General features: G+C 45.0%; 4 protein-coding genes. All 4 read left to right on the plus strand.

The features are described from left to right. Positions 1-1,735, plus strand: a 1,735-nt coding sequence (locus tag Q0256_RS09630) for a DEAD/DEAH box helicase (protein ID WP_297962523.1), incomplete at its 5' end; no start/stop codon positions are given. Next, positions 1,719-2,702, plus strand: a complete 984-nt coding sequence (locus Q0256_RS09635) for an ATP-binding protein (RefSeq protein WP_297962525.1) — start codon at positions 1,719-1,721, stop codon at positions 2,700-2,702. The genes Q0256_RS09630 and Q0256_RS09635, both read left to right, overlap by 17 nt. 118 nt (positions 2,703-2,820) lie before the next feature. After that, positions 2,821-3,519: a 3-methyladenine DNA glycosylase gene (locus Q0256_RS09640; protein WP_297962527.1), complete on the plus strand. Its 699-nt coding sequence runs from the start codon at positions 2,821-2,823 to the stop codon at positions 3,517-3,519. 2 nt (positions 3,520-3,521) lie between these two features. After that, entirely contained in the window at positions 3,522-5,009 is a 1,488-nt protein-coding gene (locus Q0256_RS09645) for a glycosyltransferase family 39 protein (RefSeq protein WP_297962529.1), read from the plus strand. Positions 5,010-5,099: the final 90 nt, after the last annotated feature.

The raw sequence follows: 5,099 nt of genomic DNA on the forward strand, positions 1-5,099 counted from the left end.
GAGCTTGGATCATCTGGGCAGGGCGAGCTTTTCAAAAATCAAAGAGCGAGTGCGCGAAAAGCTCTTTGCGATCGCTTCAAAGATCATCACGCTGGCTGCCAAGCGCGAGCTGGTGCGGGGGCTCGTCATCAAAAACGAAAGTGCGGATTATGCGAAATTTTTAAGCGCAAGCGGTTTTAGCTACACGAGCGATCAGCAAAAGGCGGTGAGCGCGATTTTGGCGGATCTGCAAAGCGGCAAGGTGATGGACCGCCTACTTAGCGGCGACGTGGGCTTTGGAAAGACCGAGGTTGCGATGAATGCGATCTTTGCCTGCATCCGCAGCGGCCATTCGGTGTTGTTTTTCGTGCCTACGACGCTGCTTAGCTCTCAACATTACGCCACGCTTAGCGAGCGCTTTAGGGAGTTTGAAATTCCTGTTTTCAAGCTCGATCGCTTCAGTAGCGCGAGGCAAAAGAGCGAAATTTTAAAACGTCTGCAAAGCGGCGAGGCGATCGTCGTGGTCGGCACGCATTCGCTTTTAAATTTAAACCCCGCAAATTTAGGGCTCATAATCATCGATGAGGAGCATAAATTCGGCGTTAAGCAAAAGGAGCGGCTCAAAGAAAAAAGCGCCGCCTCGCACCTACTTAGTATGTCCGCTACGCCGATACCGCGCAGTCTAAATATGGCGCTAAGCTCGATTAAAAGCTACTCCACGCTGCTTAGCCCGCCGCAGGACCGCCTGGACGTGCGCACCTTCGTCAAGCAGTGGGACGAAAAGATCATAAAAGAGGCGATCTCGCGCGAGCTGCGACGCGGCGGGCAGATTTTTTACGTCCACAACCACATTGCGACGATGCAAAGCGCCAAAAAGAAGCTGCTTGAAATTTTGCCGAGCCTTAAAATTTTAATTCTACACTCCAAGATCGACGCTAAAACTACGGAGGATGAAATTTTAAAATTTGTGGCGGGCGGATACGATCTGCTGCTCTGCACCAGCATCGTAGAAAGCGGCATCCACATGCCGCGCGTAAATACGATCATCGTCGAAAACGCTGATAAATTCGGTATCGCCGATCTGCATCAGCTGCGCGGTCGCGTCGGGCGTAGCAACAAACAGGGCTTTTGCTACTTTTTGATCGAGGATAAAACTGCCCTTGCGCAGGACGCGCTAAAACGGCTCGTAGCGCTTGAGAGCAACTCGTTTTTGGGCAGCGGTTCGGTGCTAGCGTATCACGATCTTGAAATTCGCGGCGGCGGAAACCTGCTCGGAGAGGCGCAGAGCGGGCATATTGAAGCGATCGGCTACTCGCTTTATCTAAAGATGCTCGAAGAGGAGATCGGCAAGCTGCTAAGCAGAAAGAGCGCCGCTGCGAGCGTAGAGCTTAAAATTTCCGTAAACGCCTTTTTGAACTCGGAATTTATCAGAGAGGATCGCCTGCGCTTGGATCTTTACAGGCGGCTTAGCAAGTGCGCAGAGGCGAGCGAAGTGCTTGAAATTTTCGGCGAGATCGAGGATCGCTTCGGGCACGCAGACATTTACACTAAGCAATTTATCGACGTGATGATGATTAAGGTTTTGGCCACAAAGCTTGGCTTGCGCGTGATTTCGAGCATGGATGAAAATATCTTGATCACCCTTGCAAACGGCGATAAGGTGCGATTAAAGGCACAGACGCGCGACGATGACGACGTGATAAACGAAATTTTGATCTATCTGCGAAGGGAGCTAAAAAATGCGAACTTGCGATGAAAATATCAAAAAAAGCGCGAGCAAAAGCAGAAGTGAAGGGCTAAATTTAGACTCGGTAAGCGGTTTGAATTTAGCGCCGCAAGCCGTCCTAAAAAGTGCGCAGAGCGGCACCGGCGAGCAAATTTATTTCAGCGATTTTAGCGCGATTGATTGGCGCACGATACAGGTCGCCGTCTTCCGCGCGAATAAAAAGGCGCTAAAGATCGTTCGTGACATCGATTTTACCGATCTTGACGCGCTTGTGGGGCTAGAGAGCCAAAAATCGGCTCTTATAAAAAACACGGGCGCTTTCCTGCGCGGCGCAAGCGCCAACCACGCGCTGCTATGGGGCGAGAGCGGCTGCGGCAAATCAAGCCTTGCAAAAGCGGTTTTTTCTAAATTTATCCCGCAAGGCCTTAAGATCATCGAGATCGGTAGGGACGATCTGGGTTATCTCGTGGATATAATCGACGCGATCCGCGAAACAAGCTTTAAATTTATCATCTTTTGCGACGATTTGAGCTTTGAGCTCGGCGAGAGCGGCTACAAGCACCTAAAGCCGCTGCTAGAAGGATCCTTAGAGCGCGCGCCGCGCAACGTGCTGATGTATGCGACGTCCAACCGCCGCCACATCGTAGGCGAATGCGCAAGCGACAACGACGCTGCGCAGATCAGCCGCGGCGAGTTGCACCTAAGCGACGCGGCGAACGAGCGAATCAGCCTGAGCGAGCGCTTCGGGCTGCAGCTAAGCTTTTACGGCGGGAGCATGCGGGAGTATTTAGGGATCGTAGATGCCTATTTTGCGGCTGCGCAAAGTATGAACGCGGCTGAATTTCGCTTGAGCTTTGCTGCAAATTTAGACGCGCTGCACACAAAGGCGCGGGAGTTTGCGATGCTTCGCGCAAGTCGCAGCGGCCGCGCGGCAAAGCAGTTTTTCTTGAGCTTTGGCGAGGAATTTTTTGCAAATTTAAAAGGTGGCGGCAGATGAATACGGCACGCGAATTTAAATTTGTTGTAAATTTTATCGCCGTGCTAGAGCGCATGCGGGAAATCGCTGCTACTGCGCGAAATTTTAGAAACGATGCCAGAAATTTAGGAGGCGCGAGATGAGCGTGACCGAGCTTTTTATCGCGCTTTTTCGCGCCGTGAAAATCAAGGATTTTCGCTGGTGGCCTGGGTTTGGAAGCTTTGAGGTGGTCGTGGGGGCGATTTTGATCCAAAATACGGCGTGGCGCAATGCCGACGCGGCACTGCAAAACCTGCGTAGTAAGGGGCTTTTGAGCCTAGATGGGATCGCCGGGCTAGATGAAGCGGATCTTGCGGAGATCATTAAAGTGAGCGGATTTTATAATCAAAAAGCGAGACGTCTAAGCTTGCTTTGCAAAGCGATAATCGCGGATTTTGGGGATTTTGAGAGCTTCAAAGCGAGCGTTGGCCGTGAGTGGCTGCTAGCATGCAAGGGGATCGGCGCGGAGAGCTGCGATGCGATCTTGTGCTATGCTTGCGAGCGCGCAGTGATGGTCGCAGACAGCTATTCGGCACGGCTACTCGGCGCTTTGGGCTATGAGTTTGAAAGCTACGACGAGCTTAGTGCGTGGCTAGGCGAGCTGGAATTTGAGCGGATCTATGAGTTTGTAAATTCCGCTAATTTTCCCTGCGCTGCGGCGGCAAAAGCAGATAAGCTGGAGAACGAAAACAGCGCGTATGCGTTATTTCATGGGCTCATAGTAGAATTTTGCAAAGCGCATTTGAAAGGTAAAATTTTCGACGAGAGCGCGAAAATAATTTTAAATGATTTGAGGTAGATATGTTTAACACTAAAATTTTAGAAAATTTAATGGTTGCTTTTTGCTTTTGTATAACGCTTGCGTTACATTTACTGATATTTAACCATTACTTCTCACTCCAAGAAGGCTGGTGGGAAACCTATGCTTATTTAGTAAATAAAGGAGAAGTGATCAATAAAGATTTTTATCTAGCATGGACTCCGTTATTTGTCTATATAAACGCCTTTTATCAAAAAATATTTGGGATAAATTTCTTCGCTTTTGCCTGCATCGGCGTAGTGGCCGCAATGATACAGGTGATCTTGCTTTATGCTGTTTTGAGGGAGTTTTTTTCTAGGGTAAGTAGCGCTGTAGCAGCAATTTTTGCGAGCTTGCTATGGATCGTTGGTGGGTCGTATATCGCCAAAGACTATCATACCTACGTTTTCATCATAGAATTTTCTACTCTATTATTTCTAGTAAAATCCATAAAAAATGAAAATTCTAAAAAAGGCATCATATATCAAATACTTGGAATTTTATTTTTAGTCCTACTTTTTTTCATAAAGCAAAATGTAGGTTTGGTTCTTTTCGCTAGTCTTTTTGTATCTTATGCTTTTATATCTAGTAACGTAAAAGATTATTTAAAAAGAATAGGATTTTTACTACTCTTTACTATTATATTCTTTGCATCCATAAATTTCATAATGCCTTTTGATCCTTCATCAATAACAGATAATGATTCAAAAGGAAGTCTATGGACGATAGCGACGAGGTTTATTTTTGAGCCATTATTATTTAAGAATTTAATTGTGGCATTTACTATATTTATTTTTATACTAGTATTAAAAAGGTACTTTGATTGTATTTGTTGTATATATGATAAAACTATGATGAAAATAATGCATGATGTTGCTAGTCCTATAAGATTCGCAATGGTGGGTGCAATTTTTATAGTGCTTGGATATTTTATAATTCATTTTACTAGCAAGCATATCTATATCGGCTTTTCTATATCTATAATACTATTTATAATTACCATGGTATTTATTATTAAAAATGCTAAAATTTATAAATCTAAAGAATATAAATTTATGGCGCTAGCCATTACGGCTATAGTATATAGTGGCACCTTAACTTCGTATGCGCTAGACATGAATACTATATTGCTTTGCCTGAGCTTTGCTTTTGCATATATATTAAATCAAAATTTAAGAAATTTTGTAAGGGCGATATTTTTATTCTGGATGCTTTTTATAATGGCTTTAATATTTTATAGTAAGCTATTAAATCCATATAATTGGTTAGAGAATTATCAACCAAGTATATTTCGGGCAGATGGTGAGGCTTCTTATCCACAATTAAAGGGTATAAAAATGGATAAGAAAATTTCTGAAATTTTAGATTTTTTTAATGAATATGTTGGTAAAAAATCCAAGTCTGATAAAGATTTTTACTTTTTCAGGTGGAGTAAATGCCTCGGAGATGGGAAGGCACTTGATGGGGTAGGGAATGAAGACGGTTTTTGAAGGGAAGTTGGGTTGGTAGCATACGTGATACTCGTAGAGTCCGGTGATAATACCGTTGCAATCTTTGGCAATGAACTTGTTGAGAAGTTC

Source organism: uncultured Campylobacter sp. (assembly GCF_937949835.1).
GTDB lineage: Bacteria > Campylobacterota > Campylobacteria > Campylobacterales > Campylobacteraceae > Campylobacter_B.

Bases quoted from the DNA above. Each gene is read 5' to 3' on its own strand.
- Q0256_RS09635 (WP_297962525.1), top strand. From the start codon at position 1,719: ATGCGAACTTGCGATGAAAATATCAAAAAAAGCGCGAGCAAAAGCAGA.
- Q0256_RS09640 (WP_297962527.1), top strand. From the start codon at position 2,821: ATGAGCGTGACCGAGCTTTTTATCGCGCTTTTTCGCGCCGTGAAAATC.
- Q0256_RS09645 (WP_297962529.1), top strand. From the start codon at position 3,522: ATGTTTAACACTAAAATTTTAGAAAATTTAATGGTTGCTTTTTGCTTT.